This is a genomic window from Streptomyces sp. AgN23 (assembly GCF_001598115.1).
Classification (GTDB): domain Bacteria; phylum Actinomycetota; class Actinomycetes; order Streptomycetales; family Streptomycetaceae; genus Streptomyces; species Streptomyces antimycoticus.
The window spans coordinates 3213897-3240112 of sequence record NZ_CP007153.1; the positions used below are offsets into that span (position 1 = coordinate 3213897).

At 71.2% G+C, this 26216-nt stretch carries 31 protein-coding genes and 1 pseudogene; 11 read left to right on the top strand and 21 right to left on the bottom strand.

Annotated elements, in window-relative coordinates:
- Positions 1 to 36: 36 nt before the first annotated feature.
- The 8 genes from trpA to hisI form a co-directional block, all read right to left on the bottom strand.
- Positions 37 to 855, bottom strand: a complete 819-nt coding sequence (gene trpA, locus AS97_RS14055; protein ID WP_086708542.1) for a tryptophan synthase subunit alpha — start codon at positions 853 to 855, stop codon at positions 37 to 39.
- Complete coding sequence (gene trpB, locus AS97_RS14060) at positions 855 to 2102, bottom strand: tryptophan synthase subunit beta (RefSeq protein ID WP_086708543.1); 1248 nt, start codon at positions 2100 to 2102, stop codon at positions 855 to 857. Before trpB ends, trpA begins: the two co-directional genes overlap by 1 nt.
- A gap of 290 nt (positions 2103 to 2392) precedes the next feature.
- Positions 2393 to 3202 carry an indole-3-glycerol phosphate synthase TrpC gene (gene trpC, locus AS97_RS14065; protein WP_059144997.1) on the bottom strand — a complete coding sequence of 270 codons (810 nt, stop codon included), beginning with the start codon at positions 3200 to 3202 and terminating at the stop codon, positions 2393 to 2395.
- A gap of 160 nt (positions 3203 to 3362) precedes the next feature.
- Positions 3363 to 3773 carry a DUF2752 domain-containing protein gene (locus AS97_RS14070; RefSeq protein ID WP_086708544.1) on the bottom strand — a complete coding sequence of 137 codons (411 nt, stop codon included), beginning with the start codon at positions 3771 to 3773 and terminating at the stop codon, positions 3363 to 3365.
- Between the two features lie 117 nt (positions 3774 to 3890).
- Positions 3891 to 4151 (bottom strand): HGxxPAAW family protein, encoded by a 261-nt coding sequence (locus AS97_RS14075; RefSeq protein ID WP_125758802.1) that lies wholly within the window; start codon positions 4149 to 4151, stop codon positions 3891 to 3893.
- Between the two features lie 141 nt (positions 4152 to 4292).
- The gene (locus tag AS97_RS14080) at positions 4293 to 4988 is read right to left on the bottom strand and encodes a TIGR02234 family membrane protein (RefSeq protein ID WP_059145000.1); all 696 of its coding nucleotides are present in this window, start codon (positions 4986 to 4988) and stop codon (positions 4293 to 4295) included.
- Positions 4989 to 5055: 67 nt separating this feature from the next.
- Positions 5056 to 6546 (bottom strand): anthranilate synthase component I, encoded by a 1491-nt coding sequence (locus tag AS97_RS14085; protein ID WP_125758799.1) that lies wholly within the window; start codon positions 6544 to 6546, stop codon positions 5056 to 5058.
- 123 nt (positions 6547 to 6669) lie between these two features.
- Positions 6670 to 7035: a phosphoribosyl-AMP cyclohydrolase gene (hisI, locus tag AS97_RS14090; RefSeq protein ID WP_059145002.1), complete on the bottom strand. Its 366-nt coding sequence runs from the start codon at positions 7033 to 7035 to the stop codon at positions 6670 to 6672.
- A 107-nt stretch (positions 7036 to 7142) separates the two neighbouring features.
- Between hisI and AS97_RS14095 the strand changes: the two genes are divergently transcribed.
- Both AS97_RS14095 and AS97_RS14100 read left to right on the top strand, forming a co-directional pair.
- Positions 7143 to 8171 carry a hypothetical protein gene (locus AS97_RS14095; protein ID WP_210564995.1) on the top strand — a complete coding sequence of 343 codons (1029 nt, stop codon included), beginning with the start codon at positions 7143 to 7145 and terminating at the stop codon, positions 8169 to 8171.
- Between the two features lie 81 nt (positions 8172 to 8252).
- Entirely contained in the window at positions 8253 to 8885 is a 633-nt protein-coding gene (locus tag AS97_RS14100; RefSeq protein ID WP_210564997.1) for a TIGR03085 family metal-binding protein, read from the top strand.
- 54 nt (positions 8886 to 8939) lie between these two features.
- On the opposite strand, the gene AS97_RS14105 is transcribed toward AS97_RS14100, so the two are convergent.
- A complete protein-coding gene (locus AS97_RS14105) occupies positions 8940 to 9770 on the bottom strand; it encodes an endo alpha-1,4 polygalactosaminidase (RefSeq protein ID WP_210564999.1) in 831 nt (276 codons plus the stop codon).
- A 239-nt stretch (positions 9771 to 10009) separates the two neighbouring features.
- On the bottom strand, positions 10010 to 10753 hold the full coding sequence (locus AS97_RS14110; RefSeq protein WP_059145005.1) for an SDR family oxidoreductase: 744 nt from the start codon (positions 10751 to 10753) through the stop codon (positions 10010 to 10012).
- A gap of 377 nt (positions 10754 to 11130) precedes the next feature.
- Between AS97_RS14110 and AS97_RS14115 the strand changes: the two genes are divergently transcribed.
- Positions 11131 to 11277, top strand: coding sequence for a hypothetical protein (locus AS97_RS14115; protein WP_236670233.1), 147 nt, complete (start codon positions 11131 to 11133; stop codon positions 11275 to 11277).
- Positions 11255 to 11788 (top strand): HIT domain-containing protein, encoded by a 534-nt coding sequence (locus AS97_RS14120; protein ID WP_210565001.1) that lies wholly within the window; start codon positions 11255 to 11257, stop codon positions 11786 to 11788. Before AS97_RS14115 ends, AS97_RS14120 begins: the two co-directional genes overlap by 23 nt.
- Here AS97_RS14120 and AS97_RS14125 read toward each other — a convergent pair.
- Positions 11711 to 12163, bottom strand: a complete 453-nt coding sequence (locus AS97_RS14125; RefSeq protein WP_247204366.1) for a hypothetical protein — start codon at positions 12161 to 12163, stop codon at positions 11711 to 11713. The genes AS97_RS14120 and AS97_RS14125 overlap by 78 nt on opposite strands.
- Positions 12164 to 12230: 67 nt before the next feature.
- Between AS97_RS14125 and fxsT the strand changes: the two genes are divergently transcribed.
- The gene (gene fxsT, locus AS97_RS14130) at positions 12231 to 15107 is read left to right on the top strand and encodes an FxSxx-COOH system tetratricopeptide repeat protein (protein WP_210565005.1); all 2877 of its coding nucleotides are present in this window, start codon (positions 12231 to 12233) and stop codon (positions 15105 to 15107) included.
- Between the two features lie 23 nt (positions 15108 to 15130).
- Positions 15131 to 15601 (top strand): OsmC family protein, encoded by a 471-nt coding sequence (locus AS97_RS14135; protein ID WP_210565006.1) that lies wholly within the window; start codon positions 15131 to 15133, stop codon positions 15599 to 15601.
- A gap of 30 nt (positions 15602 to 15631) precedes the next feature.
- On the opposite strand, the gene AS97_RS14140 is transcribed toward AS97_RS14135, so the two are convergent.
- Positions 15632 to 16732: an alkene reductase gene (locus AS97_RS14140; protein WP_210565007.1), complete on the bottom strand. Its 1101-nt coding sequence runs from the start codon at positions 16730 to 16732 to the stop codon at positions 15632 to 15634.
- 92 nt (positions 16733 to 16824) lie between these two features.
- On the opposite strand from AS97_RS14140, the gene AS97_RS14145 reads away from it, so the two are divergent.
- From AS97_RS14145 to AS97_RS47325, 4 genes and pseudogenes are all read left to right on the top strand, one after another.
- Positions 16825 to 17202 carry a MerR family transcriptional regulator gene (locus AS97_RS14145; protein ID WP_059145012.1) on the top strand — a complete coding sequence of 126 codons (378 nt, stop codon included), beginning with the start codon at positions 16825 to 16827 and terminating at the stop codon, positions 17200 to 17202.
- 27 nt (positions 17203 to 17229) lie between these two features.
- Positions 17230 to 17445: pseudogene (locus AS97_RS14150) on the top strand (sigma factor-like helix-turn-helix DNA-binding protein); the annotation flags it as partial.
- 95 nt (positions 17446 to 17540) lie between these two features.
- Positions 17541 to 17816, top strand: a complete 276-nt coding sequence (locus AS97_RS47320; RefSeq protein ID WP_247204367.1) for a hypothetical protein — start codon at positions 17541 to 17543, stop codon at positions 17814 to 17816.
- Positions 17782 to 18180 (top strand): CU044_5270 family protein, encoded by a 399-nt coding sequence (locus tag AS97_RS47325; protein WP_247204368.1) that lies wholly within the window; start codon positions 17782 to 17784, stop codon positions 18178 to 18180. The genes AS97_RS47320 and AS97_RS47325 overlap by 35 nt, the downstream gene beginning before the upstream one ends.
- A 206-nt stretch (positions 18181 to 18386) precedes the next feature.
- Here the strand turns inward: AS97_RS47325 and hisF are convergent, their stop codons facing one another.
- The 9 genes from hisF to hisD all read right to left on the bottom strand — a co-directional run bounded on the left by hisF (position 18387) and on the right by hisD (position 24411).
- The gene (gene hisF, locus AS97_RS14160) at positions 18387 to 19157 is read right to left on the bottom strand and encodes an imidazole glycerol phosphate synthase subunit HisF (RefSeq protein ID WP_059145015.1); all 771 of its coding nucleotides are present in this window, start codon (positions 19155 to 19157) and stop codon (positions 18387 to 18389) included.
- On the bottom strand, positions 19154 to 19564 hold the full coding sequence (locus AS97_RS14165) for a Rid family hydrolase (protein WP_059145016.1): 411 nt from the start codon (positions 19562 to 19564) through the stop codon (positions 19154 to 19156). The genes hisF and AS97_RS14165 overlap by 4 nt, the downstream gene beginning before the upstream one ends.
- Positions 19561 to 20292: a bifunctional 1-(5-phosphoribosyl)-5-((5-phosphoribosylamino)methylideneamino)imidazole-4-carboxamide isomerase/phosphoribosylanthranilate isomerase PriA gene (priA, locus tag AS97_RS14170; protein ID WP_059145017.1), complete on the bottom strand. Its 732-nt coding sequence runs from the start codon at positions 20290 to 20292 to the stop codon at positions 19561 to 19563. Before priA ends, AS97_RS14165 begins: the two co-directional genes overlap by 4 nt.
- 95 nt (positions 20293 to 20387) lie before the next feature.
- Complete coding sequence (gene hisH / locus AS97_RS14175; protein ID WP_247204369.1) at positions 20388 to 21047, bottom strand: imidazole glycerol phosphate synthase subunit HisH; 660 nt, start codon at positions 21045 to 21047, stop codon at positions 20388 to 20390.
- Positions 21044 to 21208, bottom strand: coding sequence for a hypothetical protein (locus AS97_RS14180; protein WP_059142226.1), 165 nt, complete (start codon positions 21206 to 21208; stop codon positions 21044 to 21046). Before AS97_RS14180 ends, hisH begins: the two co-directional genes overlap by 4 nt.
- Complete coding sequence (locus AS97_RS14185; protein ID WP_125759916.1) at positions 21205 to 21384, bottom strand: hypothetical protein; 180 nt, start codon at positions 21382 to 21384, stop codon at positions 21205 to 21207. Before AS97_RS14185 ends, AS97_RS14180 begins: the two co-directional genes overlap by 4 nt.
- Positions 21381 to 21974: an imidazoleglycerol-phosphate dehydratase HisB gene (hisB, locus tag AS97_RS14190; RefSeq protein ID WP_059142224.1), complete on the bottom strand. Its 594-nt coding sequence runs from the start codon at positions 21972 to 21974 to the stop codon at positions 21381 to 21383. Before hisB ends, AS97_RS14185 begins: the two co-directional genes overlap by 4 nt.
- Positions 21971 to 23089 carry a histidinol-phosphate transaminase gene (locus tag AS97_RS14195; protein WP_059142223.1) on the bottom strand — a complete coding sequence of 373 codons (1119 nt, stop codon included), beginning with the start codon at positions 23087 to 23089 and terminating at the stop codon, positions 21971 to 21973. Before AS97_RS14195 ends, hisB begins: the two co-directional genes overlap by 4 nt.
- Positions 23086 to 24411 carry a histidinol dehydrogenase gene (gene hisD, locus AS97_RS14200; protein WP_086711067.1) on the bottom strand — a complete coding sequence of 442 codons (1326 nt, stop codon included), beginning with the start codon at positions 24409 to 24411 and terminating at the stop codon, positions 23086 to 23088. Before hisD ends, AS97_RS14195 begins: the two co-directional genes overlap by 4 nt.
- 156 nt (positions 24412 to 24567) lie before the next feature.
- Between hisD and AS97_RS14205 the strand changes: the two genes are divergently transcribed.
- Positions 24568 to 26163, top strand: a complete 1596-nt coding sequence (locus AS97_RS14205) for a hypothetical protein (protein WP_059142221.1) — start codon at positions 24568 to 24570, stop codon at positions 26161 to 26163.
- Positions 26164 to 26216: the final 53 nt, after the last annotated feature.

Consider the following 26216-nt stretch of genomic DNA (forward strand, 5'->3'; position numbering starts at 1 on the left):
TTCCCTCTAACGAGCGACCCTCCAACGGGCGAGTCGCTAGCGGGCGGCGCGCACGCCTTCCGCCAGCTCACCCGCGAGCTCGCGCAGCCCCGCCAGACCGGCCTCGGTGTCACCCTCGGCGTCCAGCAGCCGCTTGACGAAGGCCGAGCCCACGATGACCCCGTCGGCGAACGCCGCTACCTCGGTGGCCTGAGTGGCGTTGGAGACGCCGAGCCCCACGCAGACCGGGAGCGTGGTGGTGCGGCGGGTGCGCTCCACCAGCTCGCGCGCCTCCTGGCCCACCGATTCCCTCGTTCCGGTGACGCCCATCAGGGACGCCGCGTAGACGAAACCGCTGCCCGCCGCCGTGATCTTCGCCAGCCGCTCATCACGGCTGCTGGGCGCGACCACGAACACGGTCGCCAGACCGTGCTGCTCGGCGGCCTTCCGCCAGATCTCCGACTCCTGGACCGGCAGATCGGGCAGGATGCAGCCCGCGCCGCCCGCCTCGGCGAGATCGGCGGCGAACCGCTCGACGCCGTACCGGTCCACCGGGTTCCAGTACGTCATGCACAGGATCGGGGCGCCCGTCCGGGCGTGCACCTCCCCCACCGTACGGATCACATCGCGGATCTTGACCCCGCCGCGCAGCGCGATGTCGTCGGCGGTCTGGATCACGGGCCCGTCGAGGACCGGATCGCTGTGCGGCAGCCCGACCTCGACGATGTCGCAGCCGCCCTCGATCATGGCGGTCATCGCGTCCACCCCGCCGTCGACGGAGGGGAAACCGGCGGGCAGATAGCCGATGAGCGCGGCGCGCCCCCCGTCCTTGGCGGCCGCCAGGACGGATCCCAGCAGCTCCAGATTCCCGGCCATCACTTCGCTCCCTGGTCGCTCTGCTGGTCGTAGAGCCCGAAGTACCGAGCCGCCGTGTCCATGTCCTTGTCGCCGCGCCCGGAGAGGTTGACCAGCACCAGGCCGTCGCTCCCCAGCTCACGGCCGAGGTCCAGGGCGCCCGCCAGCGCGTGGGCGCTCTCGATCGCCGGGATGATGCCCTCGGTCTCCGAGAGCAGCCGCAGCGCCCGCATCGCCTCGTCGTCGGTGACCGCCCGGTACTCGGCACGGCCGATGTCCTTCAGATACGCGTGCTCCGGCCCGACGCCGGGGTAGTCGAGACCGGCCGAGATCGAGTACGGCTCGGTGATCTGGCCGTCCTCGTCCTGGAGCACGAACGACCGGGAGCCGTGCAGGATCCCGGGCTCGCCCTGGCTCAGCGTGGCCGCGTGCTCCCCGGTCTCCACACCGTGTCCGGCGGGCTCGAAGCCGACGAGGCGCACGCTCTCGTCCGGCAGGAAGGCGTGGAACAGCCCGATCGCGTTGGATCCGCCGCCCACACAGGCCGCGACCGCGTCCGGCAGCCGCCCGGTCCGCTCCAGGATCTGCCGCCGCGCCTCCACGCCGATCACCCGGTGGAAGTCGCGCACCAGCGCCGGGAAGGGGTGGGGGCCGGCCACCGTACCGAAGAGGTAGTGGGTGCGGTCCACATTGGCGACCCAGTCCCGGAACGCCTCGTTGATGGCGTCCTTCAGGGTGCGGCTGCCGGAGGTCACGGAGATGACCTCGGCGCCCAGCATCCGCATCCGCGCCACATTGAGCGCCTGCCGCTGGGTGTCGACCTCGCCCATGTAGATGGTGCATTCGAGCCCGAACAGCGCACATGCGGTGGCCGTGGCCACGCCGTGCTGACCGGCGCCGGTCTCGGCGATGACCCGGGACTTGCCCATGCGCTTGGTGAGCAGGGCCTGCCCCAGCACATTGTTGATCTTGTGGGAGCCGGTGTGGTTGAGGTCCTCCCGCTTGAGGAAGACCCGGGCGCCCCCGGCGTGCTCGGCGAACCGCCGCACCTCGGTCAGCGCACTGGGCCGGCCGGTGTAGTTGACCAGCAGATCCTCGAGCTCGGCCGCGAAGGCGGGGTCCGTCTTGGCCTTCTCGTACTCGGCCGCGACCTCGTCGACGGCGGCGACGAGCGCCTCGGGGATGAACTTGCCGCCGAAGGCGCCGAAATAGCCCTCGGCGCTGGGCACTCGACCCTCCGGGTCGGGGATGAAGAAATCAGAGGACATGGGTGGTACTCCTCGATCGGGGCAGCGCCCCGCAACGGATGCGACGGGTGGAAAAGCCATGGCCCGCCGGGCGAAACGCCCCGGATACGGCCCTCGGCTACGGCCTGCAGCGCACGCTCAGCGCGTTGCCGTCCGACGCCATCGCCGCCCGTTGATCTGCCCCGGCTCACATCCGATGTGGTAGCGCACGCGCCGCCCCCGCACCCGCCTCGCGGGCGCGCGGCAGCCCCGGGGCCGACAGCCCCGGGCCAGGCGCGCGTACGTCTCCACGGTCCGCCGGTCCCGTCTCGTCAGTCCCGGCCGTGGCGCAGCGCCGGGTGGGCGCCCGCCGCCACCAGATCGGCCACCGCGGCCTTGGGGTCGCGCCCGGTCACCAGGGACTCGCCGACCAGCACCGCGTCCGCGCCGTCGTTCGCGTAGGCGATCAGGTCGTGCGGACCGCGCACCCCCGACTCCGCGATCTTGACGATGTGGTCCGGGATCTCCGGTGCGACGCGTGCGAAGGTCGAGCGGTCCACCTGGAGGGTCTTGAGGTCGCGCGCGTTGACGCCGATCACCCGGGCCCCGGCGTCGACCGCCCGGACGACCTCGTCCTCGTCGTGCACCTCGACCAGCGGCGTCAGCCCGATCGACACGGCCCGCTCGATGAGCGAGACCAGCGCCTCCTGCTCCAGCGCGGAGACGATCAGCAGGATGACGTCGGCGCCGTACGCCCGCGCCTCCCACAGCTGGTAGGAGGTGACGATGAAGTCCTTACGGAGCACCGGAATGTCGACCTTGGCCCTTACGGCTTCCAGGTCGGCCAGCGAGCCGCCGAAGCGCCGCTGCTCGGTCAGCACACTGATGACGGATGCGCCGCCCGCCTCGTAATCGGCCGCGAGCCCCGCGGGGTCGGCGATCGCGGCGAGCGCGCCCTTGGACGGGCTGGACCGCTTGACCTCGCAGATCACCTTGACGCTGTCGCCCTTGAGCGCCGCGACGCCGTCCTTCGCCGGCCGGGCCTTGGCCGCCCGCTCCTTGAGCTCGTCGAGGGTGACGCGCGCCTGCCGCTCCGTGAGGTCGGCACGGACTCCGTCGATGATCTCGTCGAGCACACTCATCGAGCGGGCCCCCTTCCGTGACGGGGATGAAGCTGGCTTTGAATCCGCCGGATGTGGCGGCATACCGCCTCACCTGGCACTGCGATGGTAGCCGCCAGGAGGCCGAGGTCTCGCATCCGGTTGACGCGGACGGCCCCCACATGCACATACACAACAGCGGTCACGGCGTCAGTAGTCCCCCGAACGGGAAATTCCGGATGATGGTGAAGACCAGCGCGACCGCGCCGAGCGCCCCCGCATGCCACGGCCGCGCCGCCGGGAAGCGTCCGCGCACACACCACACCACCCAGCAGACGGCGAAGAGCGCGTAACAGCCGACGGCGAGGGCGTTGTCGCGCAGCGCGGCCGCCAGATCGCCGTGGGCCAGGGCGTGGGCGCCGCGCAGCCCGCCGCAGCCGGGGCAGTACAGCCCGGTGAACCGCAGCAACGGGCAGACGGGGTAGTGACCGGGCTCCCGGGGGTCAACGACGCCGACGTAGCCGAAGGCGGCGAGAACGCCCGCGAGCACCCCGAAAGGTGCCACGAGACGCCGCGCCACGGGGGCCGGGGCGGTCGGCAGTGGTTCGGTCACACCGCCAAGTCTCCCCCGGGATCCACGAAGGCGCAGCTCAGGGCCGATACGCCGGCCTCCGTACGGCTCAGTGCCGAGCGCGGTGGAGGCGGGCGCGGCCCCGGGCCGCGCCCGGGCTCACTGCTGGGTCTGTGCCTGCGCCTGCGCCGTGGGCTGGGGCTGCGGCTGCGGGAGCGAGTGCTGCGCCTTGGGCAGGCCCAGCCCGGCCGCGCGCATCGCCGCGCCGACGACACCGCCGAGGACGATGATCACCATGCCGACCCAGAAGCCGAGTGGGTTGGCCGCCACGGTGAACGCGCCGGCGACGCAGAAGCCGATGAAGGCGATGGTGACACCGGTCCAGGCGGCCGGGGTGTGTCCGTGGTTGTGACCCGCCATGAATTCTCCTCGTAGCTGTACTGCGCCTGGTCCGGGCGCTCGGGGGCGAACGCTCCCAGGCCATTGTCCCCGACGCGCGAAATGCCCTTGAGCGGGGGTGGACATCGCGGTCCGAGACCGGACGGGGGCGCGAAGAAGCTGCTAGGCGCCCCGCTCGGCGTCCTGCCGCGCCGGGGCCCGGGTCGGGTCCTCGCCCCGGTCCAGGGCCTTCCACAGCTCCTCGGGGCGGTCCGGGTCGGGGGCGGGGCCGCCGCGCCGGGTGCGGGCCCGGCCCACGGTGCCCGCGGTGCCCGCGCGCTCGTAGCGACCGGACATGGCCGGCCAGTGGCGACCGTAGCCCAGGGCGAGCACGCCCGCGAGCAGCAGCAGCACGCCGCCGGCCGCGGCGACCCACGGCCAGGGGGTGTACGCCACGTCGTGGATGGGGCTGTGGGTCAGACCGCTCACCTTGGACGCCTTCTCCTCCAGCGCCGCCTTGTCGGTCGCGCCGAGGGCCGAGCTGACGACGATGCCCGCGCCACTGAGGGCGAGCAGCGCCGAGACGGCGCCACGGCCGAGGCGGCGCACGGCGAAGATCGCGACCAGCGCGGCGAGGCCGACGATCGCCAGCGCACCGGGCAGCCCGGTGATGTCATCGCCGTTGGCGCTCTGCGGGAGAGAGCCCTGGGCGACGGAGGCGGTGCCCTCGGCCCACTTGCGGCTGGTGGCCAGCAGGACGAGGGCGGCGCCGAGCGCACCGGCGAGCAGGGCGATGGCAAGGCTGCTTCGGCGGCCGCGCGCGGCGGGGGCGGAGGGCTCGTTCTCGGCCCTTGGCTGGGGTACGGCTGCTGCAGTCACGCCTACCACTATCCCCCACCCGGGTACGGGACCGTCCTCGGGTGGGGGATATGGGAACTACCGGGAACTACCGCCCCAGCCGGCCCGCCGCATGCACCGCCCGCAGCACCGCCGCCGCCTTGTTGCGGCACTCCGCGTCCTCGGCGGCCGGCTCGGAGTCGGCGACGATCCCCGCACCCGCCTGGACATAGGCCGTGCCCTCGCGCAGCAGCGCGGTACGGATGGCGATCGCGGTGTCGGAGTCGCCCGCGAAGTCGAGATAGCCGACACAGCCGCCGTAGAGCCCGCGGCGGCTCGGCTCCAGCTCCTCGATGATCTGCAGCGCCCGCGGCTTGGGGGCGCCGGAGAGGGTGCCCGCGGGGAAGCAGGCGGTGAGCACGTCGAAGGCCGTACGGCCCTCGGCGAGGCTGCCGGTGACCGTCGAGACGATGTGCATGACATGGCTGTAGCGCTCGACCGACATGAAGTCGACGACCTCCACGCTGCCGGGCTCGCAGACCCGCCCGAGGTCATTGCGCCCGAGGTCGACGAGCATCAGATGCTCGGCCCGCTCCTTGGGATCGGCCAGCAGCTCCTCGGCGAGGGCCGCGTCCTCCTGCGGGGTGGCCCCCCGGCGGCGGGTGCCGGCGATGGGGTGCAGCATCGCCCGGCCGTCCTCGACCTTGACCAGGGCCTCCGGGCTGGAGCCCACCACATCGAAGCCCTCGAACCGGAAGAGGTACATATAGGGGCTCGGGTTGGTGGCGCGCAGCACCCGGTAGACATCGAGGGCGCTGGCCGAGCACGGCGTCTCGAACCGCTGCGAGGGGACGACCTGGAACGCCTCGCCCGCGCGGATGCGCTCCTTGATGTCGTCCACGGCCGCCATGAAGTCCTCGCCGCCCCACAGCGCGGTGTACTCGGGCAGCTCCGACTCGGGCAGCGCGGTGGGGTCGGTCGGCACGGGGCGCACCAGGTCGGCGGCCATCGCGTCGAGCCGGGCCACGGCGTCCGCGTACGCCTCGTCCACCCCCGTGTCGAGGTCGTTGTGGTTGATCGCGTTGGCGATCAGCAGCACGGTGCCGTCCCAGTGGTCCAGCACCGCGAGGTCCGAGGTGAGCAGCATGGTCAGCTCGGGCAGGCGCAGATCGTCCCGCCCGTGCTCGCCGACCTTCTCCAGGCGGCGGACGATGTCATAGCCGAGGTAGCCGACCATGCCGCCGGTGAACGGCGGCAGCTGGGCCAGACCCCCGAGGTCGCGGGGGGTGTGCAGGGTCTCGACGGTGGCGCGCAGCGCCTGCAGGGGGTCGCCCTCGGTGGGGACGCCGACCGGCGGGGTGCCCAGCCAGTGGGTGCGGCCGTCGCGTTCGGTGAGGGTGGCGGAGCTGCGGACGCCGACGAAGGAGTAGCGGGACCAGGAGCGGCCGTTCTCGGCGGATTCGAGGAGGAAGGTGCCGGGGCGCTCGGCGGCCAGCTTGCGGTAGAGGCCCACGGGGGTGTCGCCGTCCGCGAGCAGCTTGCGGCTGACGGGGATGACGCGGCGATCGGCCGCCAGCTTGCGGAAGGTCTCGAGATCCATCGTGACAACGTCCTGGGTCAAGGGCTGGGGAGCCCGGCGGGCGGGTGCGGTGATGGGGCGGGTGCGGGGACGGCCGGGGCGGGTGCGGGGACGGCCGGTCCGGCGGCCGGTCTGCCGGCCGGTCTACGGGCCGAGCGGGAGGTCGCCGGCGTCGAAGCAGGTGCGGTCGCCGGTGTGGCACGCGGCGCCGACCTGGTCGACCTTGACGAGGATGGTGTCGGCGTCGCAGTCGAGGGCGACGGACTTGACCAGCTGGACATGGCCGGAGGTGTCGCCCTTGACCCAGTACTCCTGGCGGCTGCGGCTCCAGTAGGTACAGCGGCCGGTGGTGAGAGTGCGGTGCAGCGCCTCGTCGTCCATCCAGCCGAGCATCAGCACCTCACCGGTGTCGTACTGCTGGGCGATGGCGGGCAGCAGCCCGTCGGCGCCGCGCTTGAGGCGGGCGGCGAGGGCCGGGGCGAGGGCGGAGGGGCGGTCGGAGCCGGTCATGCGACCATTCTGCACGCCCGGAGGGGGGTCTTAGCGAATGATCTCCGCCGGGCCGGTATCCCGGGCCCGATGGTCGGGTTGTCGGTGGAATGGGGCATGCTTCGGGCATGACGTTTCCGCCGCCGTCGAATGACCCCAACCGGCCTGGAAACGGCGGGGGGTTCGGTCCACCGCCGCAGCCGCAGCAGCAACCACCGTCTCAGCCCCCGCAGGCTCCGCGGCAGCCGCAGCAGGGCTTCGGGCCGCCGCCCGCGGCGGCCCGGCCCGCGCAGCCGGGCGGGCCCGGGGCGCAGGCCCAGCCCGGTCCGTACGCCCAGCCGGGCCCGCCCGGACAGCCGAGCGGCGGTTTCGGCCCGCCCGCCCTACCGGCCCTGCTGCCCGGCGGGCCACCTCCGGGCGCGCTGCCGCCGGGGGCCGTACCCCCGGGCGCGCTGCCGCCGCCTCCCCCGCCGCCCAGCCCCGGCGGTTCCAAGGTCGCGGCGATCGTCATCGCGGCGGTGGTGGCCGTGGCGGTGGTCGTCGGCGCGATCGTCATCGGGACGAAGGACGACGGGGACAAGAAGACCGCGGCCGACGCCGGCCCGTCCGCCTCCGCCTCGGACCGCCCCCTCTCCTCGCCCTCGGACGGCGGGGTATCCGCCGCCCCGCCGGGCTCGGAGGACCCCGGCCAGGGCGCGCCGCTGGGCGGTGGAAGCGATGCCCCCGACGCGGATCCGGACACCTCGGATTCGGCGGCCCCGGACGCGTCGGAGTCCGGTGAGCCCGGTGACAGGGTGCCGTATGTGGTGCTCGACCCTGGCCAGTGCTTCGACCACCCGGCGATGGACAGCAGCGTCACCAAGGTCGAGAAGCGCTCCTGCCACGGCCCGCACGACGGCGAGGTGATCGCCAACGAGAAGCTGAGCGGCGACTTCTCCTCCGAGAAGGCGATTCAGACCAAGGCGCTGTCGCTGTGCGGTACGGACGCCAAGAAGCGGCTCAAGACCATCCCCAACGACGGCCGGATGTATTACTACTACGCGCTGTATCCCGCCCTGGGCACCTACTCCATCCAGGGCGAGGACCAGGTCTCCTGCGCACTCACGCTGAGCGCCGCACGCGACGGCAAGAAGCTGAGCAAGCCCCTGCCGGGATAGGCCCGGGCAGGGCGGCCCCCGGCGGGGCGCGCGGCGGCGCTTCTCATGGCAGCGGGCGGGCCCCGGTCGTAGGGTAGACGCATGTCCACTCACGCGAAGCGCGAACGCCTGCTCCTCGCCGACCTCTTGGACGGCGCGGGCCCCGGGGCCCCGACGCTGTGCGAGGGCTGGAGCACCCGCGATCTGGCGGCCCATCTGGTGGTCCGCGAGCGCCGCCCCGACGCGGCCGCCGGGGTGCTGGTCAAGCCGCTGGCCGCGCGGCTGGCCCGAGTCCAGGAGGAGTTCGCGGCGAAGCCGTACGAAGAGCTGCTCCAGCTCTTCCGCACCGGTCCGCCGCGGATGTCGCCGTTCGCGCTGAAGCAGGTGGACGAGGCGGCCAACAGCTTCGAGTTCTACGTCCACGCCGAGGATGTGCGCCGCGCCCGCCCGGAGTGGACACCGCGCGAGCTGGACCCGGTCTTCGCCGACACGCTGTGGTCCCGTATCGAGCGCGGCGCCCGGATCTTCGGCCGCCGCTCCCCCGTCGGCCTGGTGCTGCGGCGTCCGGACGGCCGTACGGCGGTGGCCCACCGCGGCGTCCCGGTCGTCACGGTCACCGGCGAACCGGGCGAGCTGGCGCTCTTCCTCAGCGGCCGCCAGGAGGCCGCCCGGGTCGGACTGGAGGGCGACAAGGAGGCCGTGGCCTCGGCACGTGAGGCCAAGCTGGGCGTCTGAGACCGAGGCGCGTCCCCGCAGTCCGGCGGGGACGCGGGGATGCGCCGGGATTCCCTAACAGGTCTCGCGGACGTAATCCTCACCGTCGTCGGTCGAGACGTCCTCGTCCCGCAGGACGATGCTGAGCCGGTCGCCCCAGCCCTCGCACGCCTTGGCGAAGCCCTCCTCGCCGTACTCGACGACCACCACATGGTCGTCGTAGGCCGTGGCGAACTCACCGCACTCGTCGTACTGGCCGCACTCCTCGACCACCGCGAAGTCCAGCCCGGCCGCCTTACGGTCGGAGAGGAGCGCCGCGGTGTTCTTCTGCGCGATGGCCAGCCCCTGGGCGTGCGCGTGCTCCGACAGCAGCGCCATGAACTCCTTGGCGTGAGTGGTGGTCAGCAGCTTCTGGGAGCGCTCGTAGCTGTCGTAGTTGTCGGGCTCGACGGCGTCGAAGCCGTCCTCGGCGCAGCCGTCGATCCAGCCGTCGACCTTCTCCGCCACGCGCTCGCGCTTCTTGGCGGTGCTGATGTCGAGCAGCGGTTCCTTCCAGTGGGTGTCGATGACGAGATCGCCGTCGCGGTCACGCAGCAGCAGGTCGTCGGGCCACTGGTCGCGCTCGCCCGGCTGGACCTGGAAGGCGTTGACGTAGCAGATGTTGTAGAGCCCGTCCGCCGGGGAGTCCGCGCGGTCGCGGCTGACGATGTCGACGCCCTTCGGCGGGGTGTACTCCCCGCCGATCTGGTAGTCGAAGCCGCCGTGGACGGGCGGCAGCGCCACCTCGGACGCGCTGGCCCCAGAGGACATGGACACGGCCACGACGGCGGCCGCGGCGGCCGCGGCCGTCGCCACCGACGCGAGGACCCAGCGGCGACGAAGGCGGGCGGCATGGCTGGCTGGCATGGAGGCTCCAACACTCGCGGGTAACGGCCCCGCCTCGGATGGCATCCGCCGTCCTGGCGACTGAGTCCGGGCTCGGGACCGTAACCGGACCCCTACCGGCTGGGCGTACCTCTCGGGCGGCACGGGGGCGGTACACCCGTGCGGCTGTTGTGATCAAAGCGGCCCCCGGCAGCGGCGTCAAGTCGACAGCCCACGGGGCCGGACCGCTGCCGCGGCAGTTCGCGCGCCCGCGCGGGCCCCTACTGGGCGCTCGCGACCGGGCGCACCACGATCTCGTTGACGTCGACCTCGGCCGGCCGGCTGATGGCGTACGCGATGGCATCGGCGATCGCGGAGGCGGGGAGGGCCACCGAGCGATAGGTCTTCATGGCCTCACGGGCTGCCGGATCGGAGATGGAGTCGGCGAGTTCGGACTCGGTCACGCCCGGGGAGACCAGGCTGACCCGGATGTCACCGGCCGATTCCTGGCGCAGCCCCTCCGAGATGGCGCGTACGGCGAACTTGGTGGCGCAGTACACCGCGGCCGTGGGCGACACCTCGTACGCGCCGACCGAGGCGATGTTCACGACATGCCCACCGCCCTGCTCCTTCATCACCGGCAGCGCCGCGGCGATGCCGTACAGCACACCGCGCACATTCACGTCGAGCATCCGGTCCCATTCGTCGACCTTCAGCGCCTCGAGCGGCGAGAGGGGCATCACCCCGGCGTTGTTGACCATCACATCCACCCGCCCGAACCGCTCCCGGGCGGCCGCCACAAAGGCCCGCATGTCCCCGGCCGCGGTGACATCCAGCCGCTGGTACGCCGCGCTGCCGCCCTCGGCGGTGATCTGCCCGGCCAGCTCCCCCAGCCGCTCGGTCCGCCGCGCCCCCAGATACACCCGGTGCCCCTCGGCGGCGAGCCGACGCGCGGTCGCCTCGCCGATCCCGCTGCCGGCCCCGGTGATGAGCACGACCTTGCCCGTCTCGGTGATGGCGTTCATGGCGATATCCCTTTCGCTCCTGATCCCGTTCTGCCCTGCCCCACCGAGTCTGGGCAGGTCAGTGGCCCTGTACCAGGACGCGCTGCTCCTGGGTGCGGGACACCCTGTCAGCGCCGACGCTGCCGTGCGGCCGACGGTCGGAGAGGGTCACAGCACGATCGCGCGGTGGCTGATCTCTTCGAGACGGGCCGTCGGTACGGCTGGTGCGACGCGTTCCGAGCGCAGGTCCATGGCCGCGTTACGCGCGGCCAGGTTCCGGGTCCTGGCTGCCGCTGCCGCTGCCGACGAACATCCTGTGCGTCAGGAAGCCGACGACCGTGCCGCTGGGCCCGCGCCACCGACTCGTGGACCGGGCGCAAGACCAGCGGACACCTAGGGTGTCTCTGGAGAAGATCGGAGAGTGGTCGGTGACAGCGGTGCGGGGCAGCGGCGGAGAGCGCGAGTACCAGCGGATCGCCGACGAACTCAAGGCGGCGATCACTGCTGGGGAGTACCGGCCGGTTGATCGTCGGTTTGACGCCTGAGCGCGTGGGAGAGGCCATGGACGACTGCGTTTTCTGCCGCATCGTGGAAGGGGTCGAGCCCGCGCGCATCGTCCACTCCGATCAGGAAACGGTCGCCTTCCTCCCGCTCACACCGGCCGTTGCGGGCCATGTCCTGGTCATCCCACGGCAGCATGTGCGGGATGCCTGGGAGCTGGACGAGCCGACGAGTTTCGCGCTCACGCGTGCCGTACGGCAGGTCATGCACGCGGTGCGGACCGCGTTCGAGCCCGAAGGGATGAACATCATCACCTCGGTCGGCTCCGTGGCGACGCAGAGCGTCATGCACGTACACGTGCACATCGTTCCCCGCAACGAGAACGATCGCATGGGCCGCATCTGGCCCCCGCCGCGCAGTTCGGCACCCGAACACCTGGACCAACTGGCCGAGCGCCTGCGCGTTGCTCTGCGGAGTTCAGCCGAGAACGACGGCGAGCAGCACGGCGAGGTGCGCGACCCCGATCCCGCCGTAGAAGAGCGAGAGAGTGACTGAGAAGGTGGCCTGCCACCACCGCACCTGCCCCGCGTAGGGGTACGGATTCATGGAGAAGAGCTCCACCTCGGCACCTGGCTTCCGCGCTTGATCGTAGAGCTTGCGGAACAGCCGCTCCTGCCACAGGAAGTAGCCGTCGAGAAACCAGAACGCCACCAGGGGAACGAAGGCCGTCGCGGCCACCGACAAGCGCGAGCCCTCGGCGGCGAACGCCAGCAGCCCCGCGGCCAGCGTCAGGCACCAGCCCTTGACCAGGAAGGAATTGGTGCCGAGCCGGGTGATGACGGCCTGGATGAACTCCAGGTGCTTGACCTGGTCCTGGCTGAGCGTCGGCCGGCTGCCGAGTATCCCTGTCGGTTCCGCTTCGCTTGTCACCCGACGAGAGTTTAATTCCTCGCCAATAGGCATACTGGAGGACCGTTGGCCTGGTGCAGGGGGGTACATGGAGACGGTGTCGGGCGCTCCGGAGAAGGTCGACTTCTTCATCAGCTACGCCGGAGTGGAGCGGGCCTGGGCCGAATGGGTCGCCTGGCACCTCCAGCAGCACGGTTTCAGCGTGGAGTTCGATCACTGGCACTGGCAGGCGGGGGACAACACCACGCTGCGCATGAGTGACGCACTGGCCCGCGCCGACCGTTTCCTCGCGTTGCTGTCACGGTCGTACTTCGAGCGCCCCCGGTACACCCGGGACGAGTGGACCGCCGCGTTCGACGACCGTGAGCGGGGGACGGGCGGCTTCATCCCCTTGCATGTGGCCGAGCTGGAGAAGAGCGAGATCCCCGATCTGCTCCGCCCGATCAAGGCCGGCATCTTGTACGGGAAGAGCGAGGAGGAGGCGCTCACGGAGCTGCTGAGCGCCGTCGGTCAGCCCGCCGGGCCGCAGGGTAAGCCCGGTTTCCCCGGTTCGGCGGCCACGCTCGGAGACCGGGACGAAGCGGCCCCCCGGTTACCCGCGTCCACGCCCAGGGCATCGAACGTCCCGCCACGGCTTCCCCTGTTCACCGGCCGGGACGAGGTACTCGACCGCATTCGTACGACCTTTCAGTCCCGGTCCCCCGTCCAGGCGTTGCACGGCATGGGCGGCGTGGGCAAGACACAGACCGCGGCCGAGTACTGCCATCGCTTCGCCTCGCAGTACGACACGGTGTGGTGGCTGGATGCCGAGCAGACCGTCACGCTCGACAGCCAGCTCGCGGACCTGGCTCATACGCTCAAGACGGTGCCCGCCACCATGCCGGTGGCGGACGCGGCCCAGAGCGCCCGCCAGTATCTGCGCACGAACGGTCGATGGCTGCTGGTCTTCGACAACGCGGAGGACCCCGGCACCTTCAGGAGCCTCCTCCCCGAGGGCGGCGGCCATGTGCTGATCACCTCGCGCGACCCGGGGTGGCACAGCGCCGCCACCCCCATGGACATCGGCCTCTTCGCGCGCGCCGAGTCCCGGTCCCTGCTGGCCGCGTATGTGCCCAAGCTCCCGCAGACCGAGGCCGATCGGCTCGCCGAGGCTCTTGGGGATCTGCCGCTCGCCCTCGCCCAGGCGGGTGGCCTCATCGCCACCTCCGGCTTCTCCGTGGATACCTACCTCAAGGACCTCACTGCCACCAGCCGCCTCCTCGACCGCAGTGCCCCGATCACCTACCGGCACAAGACCCTCGGCGCGGCGGTACGGCTCTCCTCGGCTCACCTCGCCCGCACCGATCCCGTGGCATCGGAGCTCCTCCGGATCTGTGCCTTTCTCGCCCCCGAGCCCATCCCTCTTGACACATGGCTCACCAAAGCGGGGGTCGAGCTGCCACCCTCGTTGAACGGCCTGGTCTCAGACCTGGTAGCGGTCGCCGACTCCATTGCCGCGATGGCCAGGCTTGGGCTGGTGCGGCCCCAACACGGCGGGCTGACGATCCACCGCCTCACCGCCGCGGTCCTGAGGGACCGTACGGGCGCGAATGCGACCAGCGCCGCCCAGGAAAGCGCACACGAACACGCCAAGAACCTGGTGATCAGCGTGAGGCCCGATGACGAGGGGAGGGACCCGGCCACCTGGCAGGAGTGGGCCGGCCTTCTGCCGCATGTGATGACGCTGAGCGAGACCTGGACGCAAGATGACGACATGCGTGAGCTGTCGCTCGATGCCACGCAGTATCTGCTGATGCGAGGGACGACCTCCGCGGCACACGATGCGGCGCGCGCACTGCACCAGCGGTGGTCAGCCGAGTTTCCCCCGGATCACCCGCATTTGCTGACCGCCGAAACTCTTCTCACCGACAGTCTGAACATCCTGGGTCGCTACCGTCAGGCACTCGCGGTGATCGAGAACGTTGTGGAACTCAGCCGCAACGCCCTGGGTGACGATCACGAGACAACGCTCGCCGCCAACACAGCACTCGCCACCGCATTCACCAACCTGGGTCAGTACCACGAGGCCCAAGTGATCGAGGAAGACGTGCTGCGACGACGTCGAAGCACACTGGGCGAAGATCATCGAGACACCCTCACCTCAGGCAACAACCTCGCCGTCACCCTGGATACGCTCGGCGATCACCACGCCTCACGAGCACTCAAGGACGACGTTCTCAAGCGTCAGCGCAGGGTCTTGGGAGAGAACCACCCCGACACGCTGATCAGCGCCACTAACCTCGCCGTCACTCTGATGGATCTCGGCGAGTTCGTCCAGGCTCGCGCGCTGCTCGAGGGCACCGTCGACCGCAGTCGCGAAACCCTCGGCGACAACCACCCCAACACCCTCAACGCGGCCAGCGGCCTGGCCGCTTCGTTGAAAGATCTGGGTCACCACCACAAAGCGCAGACGCTCAGAGAGGACGTCCTCACCCGGCGACGCAAGGTCCTGGGCGAGGATCACCCCCACACTCTGGACTCCTACAGGGACCTCGCGTCCAGTCTGACCTACCTCGGTCACCACGCACGCGCTCGCTCAATTCTCGATGACACGCTCAACAGAAGCCGCGCCATGCTCGGCGACACACATCCCGACACTCTTACTGTCGCTCATAACCTCGCAACGGTCCTGATGCGCGTCAACCAGCACGTCCAGGCTCGCGCGCTGCTCCAGAGCACGCTCGACAAACACCGCGCGACCCTGGGCCCGGAGCACCCGAACACACTCACCACCGCTGCCAATCTGGCCTCCGTGCTGAGCCATCTCGGGCGGCGCAAAGAAGCGCGCGCGCTTCTGCGGAACAGCCTCGAGGGATTTCGCAGAACACTCGGCGAAGAGCATCCCAAGACCAAAGCCGTCGCCGAGCAACTCGCCGGCTACAAGAAGGTCTTCGGGAAACGCAAGAAAAAGATCCGCCGCCCGTAGACACGACAGGGAGCACACAGCCGATGGGTCGACAGCACTTCTACCGCGCCACCGTCCGGTGGACCGGCAATACCGGTTCGGGGACGAGTGGTTACCGGGGCTACGAGCGGTCGCACGACATTCTCGGGGACGGCAAGCCGACCCTGCGGGGCAGCGCCGATCCGGCGTTTCTGGGGGATCCGGGGTGCTGGAATCCGGAGGAGTTCCTGCTGGTCTCACTCTCGCAGTGCCACATGCTGACGTACCTGTCGGTATGCGCCCGGGACGGGGTGAGGATCACGGCGTACGAGGACGTGGCCACCGGGGTCATGGAGGAGGCGGCCGGGCACAGTGGGCGCTTTACCGAGGTGGTGCTCAATCCGGTGGTCACCGTCGCGGACGCGGCGATGGTGGAGCGGGCGCGTTCGGCGCACCATGACGCCCATCAGGCGTGCTTCATCGCCAATTCGGTCAACTTTCCCGTCCGTCACGAGCCGACCATCCGGGTCGGCTGAGCCGGGCCGGCCGACCCGGGTCGGCCGAGGTCAGGCCGCCGTCAGCGTGGGGTAGTCCGTGTAGCCGGTCTCGCCGCCCACGTACATCAGATACGCGTCCCGGATGGGGTTGAGCGGGGCGCCGGTGCGCAGGCGGGTCACCAGGTCGGGGTTGGCCAGGAAGGTGCGGCCGAGGGCGATCAGGTCGGCTCCGGCGGTCAGCAGCCGCTCGGCCTGGCGCATGCCGCCGTCGGCGGGGACGCCGTCGCCGGGCAGCGACGGGTTGGCGATCAGCGTGGCGGGCCAGGCGGTGCGGAGTTCCCGGAAGAGGGGATGGCCCGGTTCGGCGCGGACGATGTGGAGGTAGCTGAGGCCGGTGTCCGCCAGTTCCTTGATGAGGGCGGGGTAGAGGGTCTCGGTGTCGCCCTCCTCGATGCCGTTGACGGTGGATCCCGGGGAGATCCGCAGGCCCACCCGCTCGGGGCCGATCGCGTCGGCGACGGCGTGGACCACCTCGGCCACGAACCGGATGCGCCCCGCCACCGAGCCGCCGTAGCCGTCGGTGCGGCGGTTGGTGTTCCGGGCCAGGAACTGGTGGAGGAGGTAGCCGTTGGCGGCGTGCACCTCCACTCCGGCGAAGCCCGCGTCGAGGGCGTTGCGCGCGGCGGTGGCGAAGTCGGCGACGGTGGAGCGGATCTCCTCGACCGTCATCTCGCGCGGCACGACGGCCTGTTGGTGGCCGCCGGGGGTGAAGATCGTCTCCGGGAGCGGGACCGGCGAGGGAGCCACCGGTGTCAGCCCGCTGGTGTCCGGGTGGCCGACCCGCCCGCCGTGCTGCAGTTGGAGGAACATCCGGCCGCCCGCCGCGTGCACCGCATCGGTCACCCGCCGCCATCCGGCCACCTGCGCCGCGCTGTGGATCGCGGCGATGTCGGGGTAGGTCTGCCCCACCGCGTTGGGCGTGGCGGCCTCGGCGACGATCAGCCCGGCCGTGGCGCGCTGTGCGTAGTAGGTAGCCATGATCGGTTCGGGTACGCCGTCGGCGGCGGCGCGGTTGCGGGTCATCGGAGCCATCACCAGGCGGTTGGACAGCTCCAGCGGTCCCAGGCGGGCGGGTTCGAAGAGGCGGGGTATCCGGGGTGTGTGCGTCATGCCGGTACGGTAGAACTTGACACCAGTGTCACGTTCAAGTCCCCGGATTCATGTCCCTGGATTCACGTCCCGGCCCGGCAGACGAGGTGAGCATGCGGATCGGCGAACTGGCTCGGCGCACCAGCGTGAGCGAGCGCTCGCTGCGCTACTACGAGAAGCAGGGGCTGATGACGGCCGAGCGTACGCCGGGCGGTCATCGCGAGTACCCCGAGGGCGCGGTGGACCGGGTCATCCGCATCCAGGAGCTCTTCGCCGCCGGGCTGTGCAGCGAGAAGATCGCCCAACTGCTCCCCTGTATGCGCGATGCGGACGGCGGCCCGTCCCGGCGGGCCAACTCCCAGCTGGTCTCCGACCTCACCACGGAGCGGAAGCGCATCAACCGGATGATCGATGACCTGCTCCGCTCCCGCGACGTCCTGGACGAGGTGATCGCGACGGCGTCGGAGACCGGCGAGCCGCCCGCTCCGTAAGAGGTGTGGCGCAGGTCACGGGAAACGGTGGCGGACTTCGCCGACGAGACCGCCGGGCGGATCGACGACGCCCGCCGGCTCGCCGCCGTGCGCACGGTGTACGGCCGGCTGCGGCGCGGCGAGCGGGAGGCGCTGGCGCTGTGCGTGTGGTCCGCGCTGGACTACGCGCAGGCCGCCCAGGCGCTGGGGATTCCGGTGGGCACCGCGCGCTCGCGGCTGTCCCGGGCCCGCGCCCGGCTGCGCGAGCTCGCGGCGATGACGACCAGAACCGCATCACCGCCACCGCCACCGCCCCCGCCCGCACGGTCCGGCGGCGGCTGTCGCGCCCGGCGCTGCTGATGCCCGCCGCGGGCCTGGCGCTGGCCGGGACGCTGGCCGTCACCCTCACCGGGAGCGGGACGTCCGGCGACACCACCGCCCAGCCGCGCGAGACCGCCACCGTCCTGCTCGACCGGATCGCGGGGACCGCGGCGAAGTCGGACGTCAAGCCGGTGCGACAGGACCAGTTCGTCTACGTGAAGAGCCTGACGGCGGGGGCCGAGATGAAGGAGGACGGCTCCTCGAAGCTGGAGCCGCGGCATGAGCGCGAGCCGGATGGCCGAACCGGACGATGAGGGGGAGAAGGCACAGGCCGTCTTCAACCGGATCGGTTCCTTCCTGGGTGAGACGGTGATGCCGCCGGAGAACGCGGCCGCTCTCCACAAGGCCGCCGCGAAGATCCCCGGGGTGACGCGGAAGGAGGACGCGGTGGACGCGGCGGGCCGCCACGGGGTCGGCATCGCCCGCGTCGACAAGAGGACGGGGGAGATCACCGAGTGGGTCTTCGACCGGGACAGCCTGACCCTGCTCGGTGAGCGCAGCTACCTGACGAGGGACCGCTGGGCGGGCAAGAAGGGCGACGTCATGGAGAAGACGGCGTACCTGAAGCGCGGGATCGTCGACGCGTACCGCGAGCCGCCGGACTCCGCCACGAAGTGACACCAGGCGCGCCCACGGCATAGATATGCGGCTCCGCCGCGTGGCAGGGGCTCAGCCTCAGACCCCTGGGGCCCAGGGGTCTGAGGCTGAGCCCCGATCCGGGGTCTGGGGCGGAGCCCCAGTTGCGGGAAGGGGCGGGGAGGGGAGTAGCCCGCCCCAGGTGGCACGGCCGTCAGACGCCTCCTGGGCGCCGTGGGCACGCCGCCTCAGCGGACCGGGTGCCCCGCGTCCCGCAGCGCGCCCTTGACCTGGCCGATCCGCAGATCGCCGAAGTGGAAGACGGACGCCGCCAGCACCGCGTCGGCACCCGCGGCGACCGCCGGCGGGAAGTCGGCGAGCTTCCCGGCGCCGCCGCTGGCGATGACCGGGATGGTCACATGCTTGCGGACGGCCTCGATCATGGCCGTGTCATAGCCGTCCTTGGTGCCGTCCGCGTCCATGGAGTTCAGCAGGATCTCCCCCGCGCCCAGCTCCGCCGCGCGGTGGGCCCATTCGACGGCGTCGATGCCGGTACCGCGGCGACCGCCATGGGTGGTGACCTCGTAGCCGGAGGACGTCACCGTCCCTTCGGGACAGCGGCGGGCGTCGACCGAGAGGACGAGCACCTGGCTGCCGAAGCGCTGGGAGATCTCGCGGATGAGCTCGGGGCGGGCGATGGCGGCGGTGTTGACGCCGACTTTGTCCGCCCCGGCGCGCAGCAGCTTGTCGACGTCCTCCGGGGTGCGGACGCCCCCGCCGACCGTCAGCGGGATGAAGACCTGCTCGGCGGTGCGGCGGACCACGTCGTAGGTGGTCTCGCGGTCGCCGGAGGAGGCGGTGATGTCGAGGAAGGTCAGCTCGTCCGCGCCCTCCTCGCCGTAGACCTTGGCCATCTCGACCGGGTCGCCCGCGTCGCGCAGATTCTGGAAGTTGACGCCCTTGACGACCCGGCCGTTGTCCACGTCCAGGCAGGGGATGACTCGGACCGCCAGGGTCATGACTGTCGTGCTCCTCGGAATGCTTCCAGTTCGACTTCCACCAGGACGCGCGAGTCGACGAAACCGGACACCACGACCAGCGTCGCGGCCGGGCGCACGGCGTCGAAGAGCTGCTTGTGCGCGCGGCTCACTTCGTCCACGTCACGGGCGTGGGTGAGATACATACGGGTGCGGACCACCGATTCGACGCCCAGGTCGAACTTCTTCAGCGCGTCCAGCGCATGGCCGAAGGCGGCGAGCGTCTGCTCGTACGGATCACCCTCGCCCTCCAGTACGCCGCGCTCCGCCAGCGGCATCGTCCCGGCGACGAGCACCAGGTCACCGACCTCGACGGCCCGGGCGAACCCGATGGTCTCCTCCCAGGGGCTTTCGGTCTGGACCCGCCGCGCGGACTCGGGTGAGGTCATACGGATACCGCCTCCAACGCCTCTTCCAAGGTGAACGCCTTGGCGTAGAGTGCCTTGCCCACGATGGCGCCCTCGACACCTTCCGGTACCAGAGTCGCAAGGGCACGCAGGTCGTCAAGCGAGGAAACGCCGCCGGAGGCGACGACGGGCTTTTCGGTCGCGGCGCAGACATTGCGCAGCAGCTCCAGGTTGGGGCCCTGGAGGGTGCCGTCCTTGGCGATGTCGGTGACGACGTAGCGGGCGCAGCCCTCGGAGTCGAGGCGGGCCAGCGTCTCGTACAGATCGCCGCCGTCCCGGGTCCAGCCGCGGCCGCGCAGGGTGGTGCCGCGCACATCGAGGCCCACCGCGATGAGGTCGCCATGCTCGGCGATGACCTTGGCGACCCACTCCGGGGACTCCAGGGCGGCCGTGCCGAGGTTCACCCGGGCGCAGCCGGTGGCCAGGGCGGCGGACAGCGAGGCGTCGTCACGGATGCCGCCGGACAGCTCGACCCTGAGGTTCATGGCGCGGGCCACCTCGGCGATCTGCTCGCGGTTGTCCCCGGTGCCGAAGGCGGCGTCGAGGTCCACCAGGTGCAGCCATTCGGCGCCCGCCCGCTGCCAGGCCAGGGCGGCCTCCATCGGGTCGCCGTACGACGTCTCGGAGCCGGACTCGCCGTGGACGAGGCGGACGGCCTGGCCGTCTCGGACATCGACGGCGGGGAGGAGTTCGAGGCGGTTCGAGCGCATTGCGGACAACCTTCGGTGAGAGCGTGAGGGCGGTGCGGGTGGGTGCGGGCGGGCGGGTGGGTGGGTGGGTGCGGACCGTGGCCGGCGCGGGCCGGTCAGAGCGTGTCGAGCCAGTTGCGGAGCAGCCGCGCTCCGGCGTCGCCCGACTTCTCGGGGTGGAACTGGGTGGCCCACAGCGGGCCGTTCTCCACGGCGGCGACGAACGGCTCGCCATGGGTGGCCCAGCCGACCTTGGGGGACGGCATATGGGGGTTGGTGACCTCGAGCTCCCAGGTGCGGACCGCGTAGGAGTGGACGAAGTAGTACCGCTCGTCCTCGTCCAGGCCCGCGAAGAGCTGTGAGTCTTCGGGCGCCTTGACCGTGTTCCAGCCCATGTGGGGGACGACGGGGGCGCGCAGCGGCTCGACCGTGCCGGGCCACTCGTCCAGGCCCTCGGCCTCGACTCCGTGCTCGATACCGCGCCCGAAGAGGATCTGCATGCCGACGCAGATGCCCATGACCGGGCGGCCGCCGGACAGCCGGCGCCCCACGATCCAGTCGCCGCGCGCATCGCGCAGCCCGTTCATGCAGGCGGCGAAGGCGCCGACGCCGGGGACGAGGAGGCCGTCGGCGGCCATGGCCTTGTCGTAGTCGCGGGTGATCTCGACCCGCGCGCCGACATGGGCGAGGGCCCGCTCGGCGGAGCGTACGTTGCCGAATCCGTAGTCGAAGACGACGACGTTCTTCGCGGTCGTGCTGTGCGTCAGGTCGCTCAATTCCATACCTCAAGCCGCAGGATCCCGGCGAGCAGCGCCATCGTGGCACCGATCCCGAGCAGCGTGACGACGCTCTTGGAGATGCCCTGCTTGACGAAGGAGATGACCCCGCCGAGCAGAAACAGCCCCACGAGGATGAACACGGTCGACAAGCCGTTCAAGACGCTACCTCGTTCGCTTCTCCGCCCGCGCGGCGAAAGCGCGGGTCGCGGGTCATCTGCGGCCCGGCGGCCGCGCGCGCGACGCTCACCGCTACCCCGTTCGCTTCTCCGCCCGCGCGGCGAAAGCGCGGGTCGCGGGTCATCTGCGGCCCGGCGGCCGCGCGCGCGACGCTCACAGGGCCCCCTTCGTGGAGGGGAGGATCCCGGCGGCGCGGGGGTCGCGCTCGCTGGCGTAGCGCAGGGCCCGCGCCAGGGCCTTGAACTGGCACTCCACGATGTGGTGCGCGTTGCGCCCGTAGGGGACGTGGACATGCAGGGCGATCTGCGCCTGGGCCACGAAGGACTCCAGGATGTGCCGGGTCATCGTGGTGTCGTAGGTGCCGATCATCGGCGCGATGTTCTCCGGCTCGGTGTGCACCAGGTACGGGCGGCCGGAGAGGTCGACCGTCACCTGGGCCAGCGACTCGTCCAGCGGCACCGTGCAGTTGCCGAACCGGTAGATCCCCACCTTGTCGCCGAGCGCCTGCTTGAAGGCGGCGCCGAGCGCGAGGGCGGTGTCCTCGATGGTGTGGTGGGTGTCGATGTGCAGGTCGCCCTCGGTCTTGACCGTGAGGTCGAAGAGGCCGTGGCGGCCGAGCTGGTCGAGCATGTGGTCGTAGAAGCCGACACCTGTCGAAACTGCCACATCGCCCTTACCGTCGAGATCGATCTCGACGACGACCGAGGTCTCCTTGGTCGTGCGCTCCACACGTCCCACGCGGGTCATGCGCTCTTCTCCTTCATCAGCTCGCGTACCGCGTCGAGAAACGCGTCGTTCTCGGCCGGTGTGCCCGCGGTGACCCGCAGCCGGCCCGGTACACCGTTGTCACGGACCAGGACGCCCCGGTCCAGCAGGCCCTGCCACGCCGCATGGGCGTCCTCGAAGCGGCCGAACTGGACGAAGTTGGCGTCGGAGTCGGTCACCTCGCAGCCGAGGGCGCGCAGCTCGCTCACCAGCCGGTCGCGCTCGGCCTTCAGCGCCTCGACGTACCCCAGCAGCGTATCGGTGTGCTCCAGGGCGGCCAGCGCGGTGGCCTGGGTGACGGCGGACAGGTGGTACGGCAGGCGGACCAGCTGGACGGCGTCGACGACCGCCGGATCGGCGGCGAGATAGCCGAGCCGCAGCCCGGCCGCGCCGAACGCCTTGGACATGGTGCGCGAGAGCACCAGCCGCGACCGCCCCTCGATCAGCGGCAGCAGCGAGGGGCGGTGGCTGAACTCCCCGTACGCCTCGTCCACGACGACCAGCGCCCCGGCGGCATCCGCCCTGGCGGCCTGCGCTGCCTCGTAGAGCGCGAGCACCGTCTCGGCCGCGACGGCGGTGCCCGTCGGATTGTTCGGCGAGGTGATGAAGACGACATCGGGGCGGTGCTCGGCGATGGCCTTACGGGCGTCATCGACATCGATGGTGAAATCGGCGTTCCGCGGACCGGAAATCCAGCCGGTGCCGGTGCCGCGGGAGATCAGCGCGTGCATCGAGTACGAGGGCTCGAAGCCGATCGCGGTGCGCCCCGGCCCGCCGAAGGTCTGCAGCAGCTGCTGCAGCACCTCATTGGACCCATTGGCCGCCCAGACCTGCGCGACGCCGACCTCGAGACCGGCGGTACGGCTGAGATAGCGGGCCAGCTCGGTGCGGAGCTCGACCGCGTCCCGGTCCGGGTAGCGGTTGAGGTTCCGGGCCGCCTCGGTGACCCGCTCGGCGATGCGGGCGACCAGCGGCTCGGGCAGCGGATAGGGGTTCTCGTTGGTGTTCAGCCGTACGGGCACCTCGAGCTGCGGGGCGCCGTACGGGGATTTGCCACGGAGCTCGTCCCGGATCGGGAGATCGTCAATGCCGGTCACTTGCTCGGTGGCACCTTCCAGTCGAATCTTGCCTTCACCGCGGCGCCGTGGGCGGGCAGATCCTCCGCCTCGGCCAGCGTCACCACATGGCCGGCGATCTCGGCCAGCGCCTCCCGGCTGTAGTCCACCACATGGATCCCGCGCAGGAACGACTGCACGGACAGCCCCGAGGAGTGGCAGGCGCAGCCGCCCGTGGGCAGCACATGGTTGGAGCCCGCCGCATAGTCGCCGAGCGACACCGGCGCGAACGCCCCGACGAAGATCGCCCCGGCGTTGCGCACCCGGGCCGCGACGGCCGCCGCGTCCTCGGTCTGGATCTCCAGGTGCTCGGCCGCGTACGCGTCCACGACGGCCAGGCCCTGCTCCAGACCGTCGACCAGCACGATGCCGGACTGCCGCCCGGACAGCGCCGGACGGATCCGGTCCTCGACGTGCTTGGTGGCCGCCAGCTGGACGTCCAGCTCCTTCTCGACCGCTGCGGCCAGCTCCTCGGAGTCGGTGACCAGCACGGAGGCGGCCAGCGGGTCGTGCTCGGCCTGGCTGATCAGGTCCGCGGCCACATGCACCGGGTCGGCAGTGGCATCGGCGAGGATGGCGATCTCGGTCGGCCCGGCCTCGGCATCGATGCCGATCCGGCCCTTGAGCAGCCGCTTGGCCGCGGCCACGAAGATATTGCCGGGCCCGGTCACCATCGCGACCGGGCGGCAGTCCTCGGTGCCGTAGGCGAACATGGCGACGGCCTGGGCGCCGCCCGCCGCGTACACCTCGTCCACGCCCAGCAGCGCGCACGCCGCGAGGATCGTGGGGTGCGGCAGCCCGCCGAACTCCGCCTGCGGCGGGGAGGCGACGGCCATCGAGTCGACCCCGGCCTCCTGCGCGGGCACCACGTTCATCACCACGGAGGAGGGGTAGACCGAGCGCCCGCCCGGTACGTACAGCCCGACGCGCTCGACCGGCACCCAGCGCTCGGTGACCGTGCCGCCCGGCACCACCTGGGTGGTGTGGTCGGTGCGCCGCTGCTCGCGGTGGACCAGCCGGGCCCGCCGGATGGACTCCTCCAGGGCGGCGCGCACGGCCGGGTCCAGCTCCGCGAGGGCGCGCTCCAGCGCCGCCGCGGGGACCCGCACCCGCTCTATGGCGACGCCGTCGAACCGATGGGCGTAGTCGATCAGCGCGGCGGTACCACGATGGCGCACGTCGTCACAGATGGGCCGCACCTTCTCCAGGGCGGCCTCGACGTCGAGTTCGGCACGGGGCAGCAGGTCGCGGTCGATCCCGCCTTCCGGGAAGGCGGCACCGCGCAGATCGATACGGGAGATCACGCGATCAATTGTCTCAGACCCGCCACGACGCCCCTCCCCCCGTATCAGTCAGTGATACGGACGCCCTAAGTTGACCCTGACCGTTGGCGTTCAACCGGTTACTCAGCGGGAATGTGCTCCGTACGGGGACACGGAGAATCAGGAGGGGACACGGCTGTGACCGAGCCGCACGATGGCGACCCACCCCCGGGCCTGGATCTGACCACCGCCGAATGGGGCATGTGGCAGGCGTTCCGCAATGGCAGCACCCATGATCTGCGCACGTCGCACCCCCAGCGGAACGACCCCTCCGGCCCGTACGCGTGGGGCCCGGAGCGCAGTGTCCGCGCGCGTGTCGTGGCCCTCCTGCTGCTGGACGGACCGCCCGCGCAGCCGGGCCGGGTCGCCGCGCTCAAGCTCAACGGGGTGCACATCACCGGCACGCTCGACCTGGCCGGCGGAAACATCGAGCCCTATGTGGAGCTGAAGAACTGCCGCTTCGAGCGGGAGGTGCTGCTTCCCGAGGCGCAGTTCACCACCCTGCGCCTGGTGGGCTGCGCCCTTCCCCGGCTGGAGGCGGCCCGGCTGCGCACCGAGGGCGATCTGCACTTGCCGCGCTGTGTGGTCGAACACGGGATCCGGCTCACCGACGCCCATATCGGCACGGATTTACTGCTCAACCAGCTCATCGTGCGCCGCGACCGCCGGGGCATGTCGATCAGCGCCGACGGGCTGACCGTCGCCCAGGACTTCCAGGCCGACATGATCGAGTCCTATGGCGAGCTGAGCCTGCGCGGGGCGCAGATCGGGGTGTCGCTCAGCCTGCGCGGCAGCCGGCTGCGCAACCCTTACGGCCGCCGCGCGCTCAACGCACCGCAGCTCACCGTGGAGCGCAGCCTGTATCTCACCGCGGGCGGGGTGAGCACGTACTCCAGCGGCTCCACCCCGCCGTACGGCACCGCCTCCACGCCCACCCGGGGCACCCGGATCCAGCGCTTCGAATGCGAGGGCGGGATCCGGCTGGACGACGGGCGGATCGGCGACGCCATCGACTTCGACCAGGCCCGCTTCATCATGGAGAACGACCAGGAGCTGTCGCTGCGCCGGGTCCAGACCCCCGAGCTGCGCTTCCTCGGGGAGCGGCCGCAGCGCGGACGGGTGATCCTCTCCGGCGCCCGGGTGGTCAATCTTGTCGACAAGTCGGTGAGCTGGCCGGGGCCGGGCGGGCTGACCATGGCCGGGTTCAGCTATGAGTGCCTGATCCCGCGCGGCCACTTCCCGCTGGCCCGGCGGCTGGAATGGGTGGCCGCGGCGACCCCCGAGTACGCGCCCGAGCCGTACGAGATGCTGGCCAACACGATGCGGGCCAGCGGCGAGGACGCCGACGCGCGCGAGGTCCAGCTCGCCAAGCAGCGCCGCCGCCGGGAGACGCTGCCGCTCGCCGGGAAGGTGTGGGGCTATCTCCAGGACTGGACGGTGGCCTACGGCTATCGCCCGGGCCGGGCCGCGGTGTGGATGGCGGTGCTGTGGGCGGTCGGCTCGGTGTTCTTCGCCCACAACCGGCCGGAGGCGCTGAAGCCGGGTGAATCCCCGAACTGGAACGCCTCGCTGTACACGCTCGATCTGCTGATCCCGGTGATCGATCTGGGCATGGACGGCTACTGGAGACCGGACGGCGCCGTCCAATGGGCGTCCATCGTCATGATCCTGCTGGGCTGGGTGTTGGCCACCGCGGTAGCCACCGGCGCGTCCCGGCTGCTGCGGCGCCAGTGACCGGCTGCTGCGGGCCAGTGAAAGGAAACGCGCGGGGCCATTAGGCTTACGCC

Excerpts from the sequence above, each read along its gene's own strand:
- AS97_RS14110 (WP_059145005.1), bottom strand. The coding sequence starts at position 10,753 with ATGAACGCCATCACCGAGACGGGCAAGGTCGTGCTCATCACCGGGGCC.
- trpC (WP_059144997.1), bottom strand. The coding sequence starts at position 3,202 with ATGAGTGTGCTCGACGAGATCATCGACGGAGTCCGTGCCGACCTCACG.
- AS97_RS47325 (WP_247204368.1), top strand. The coding sequence starts at position 17,782 with ATGAGCGCGAGCCGGATGGCCGAACCGGACGATGAGGGGGAGAAGGCA.
- AS97_RS47320 (WP_247204367.1), top strand. The coding sequence starts at position 17,541 with ATGCCCGCCGCGGGCCTGGCGCTGGCCGGGACGCTGGCCGTCACCCTC.
- trpA (WP_086708542.1), bottom strand. The coding sequence starts at position 855 with ATGGCCGGGAATCTGGAGCTGCTGGGATCCGTCCTGGCGGCCGCCAAG.
- hisF (WP_059145015.1), bottom strand. The coding sequence starts at position 19,157 with ATGACCCTGGCGGTCCGAGTCATCCCCTGCCTGGACGTGGACAACGGC.
- AS97_RS14105 (WP_210564999.1), bottom strand. The coding sequence starts at position 9,770 with ATGCCAGCCAGCCATGCCGCCCGCCTTCGTCGCCGCTGGGTCCTCGCG.
- hisB (WP_059142224.1), bottom strand. The coding sequence starts at position 21,974 with ATGACCCGCGTGGGACGTGTGGAGCGCACGACCAAGGAGACCTCGGTC.
- AS97_RS14100 (WP_210564997.1), top strand. The coding sequence starts at position 8,253 with ATGTCCACTCACGCGAAGCGCGAACGCCTGCTCCTCGCCGACCTCTTG.
- AS97_RS14140 (WP_210565007.1), bottom strand. The coding sequence starts at position 16,732 with ATGACGCACACACCCCGGATACCCCGCCTCTTCGAACCCGCCCGCCTG.
- AS97_RS14165 (WP_059145016.1), bottom strand. The coding sequence starts at position 19,564 with ATGACCTCACCCGAGTCCGCGCGGCGGGTCCAGACCGAAAGCCCCTGG.
- hisI (WP_059145002.1), bottom strand. The coding sequence starts at position 7,035 with ATGACCGGCTCCGACCGCCCCTCCGCCCTCGCCCCGGCCCTCGCCGCC.
- priA (WP_059145017.1), bottom strand. The coding sequence starts at position 20,292 with ATGCGCTCGAACCGCCTCGAACTCCTCCCCGCCGTCGATGTCCGAGAC.
- AS97_RS14085 (WP_125758799.1), bottom strand. The coding sequence starts at position 6,546 with ATGGATCTCGAGACCTTCCGCAAGCTGGCGGCCGATCGCCGCGTCATC.
- fxsT (WP_210565005.1), top strand. The coding sequence starts at position 12,231 with ATGGAGACGGTGTCGGGCGCTCCGGAGAAGGTCGACTTCTTCATCAGC.
- AS97_RS14145 (WP_059145012.1), top strand. The coding sequence starts at position 16,825 with ATGCGGATCGGCGAACTGGCTCGGCGCACCAGCGTGAGCGAGCGCTCG.
- trpB (WP_086708543.1), bottom strand. The coding sequence starts at position 2,102 with ATGTCCTCTGATTTCTTCATCCCCGACCCGGAGGGTCGAGTGCCCAGC.
- AS97_RS14095 (WP_210564995.1), top strand. The coding sequence starts at position 7,143 with ATGACGTTTCCGCCGCCGTCGAATGACCCCAACCGGCCTGGAAACGGC.
- AS97_RS14135 (WP_210565006.1), top strand. The coding sequence starts at position 15,131 with ATGGGTCGACAGCACTTCTACCGCGCCACCGTCCGGTGGACCGGCAAT.
- AS97_RS14075 (WP_125758802.1), bottom strand. The coding sequence starts at position 4,151 with ATGGCGGGTCACAACCACGGACACACCCCGGCCGCCTGGACCGGTGTC.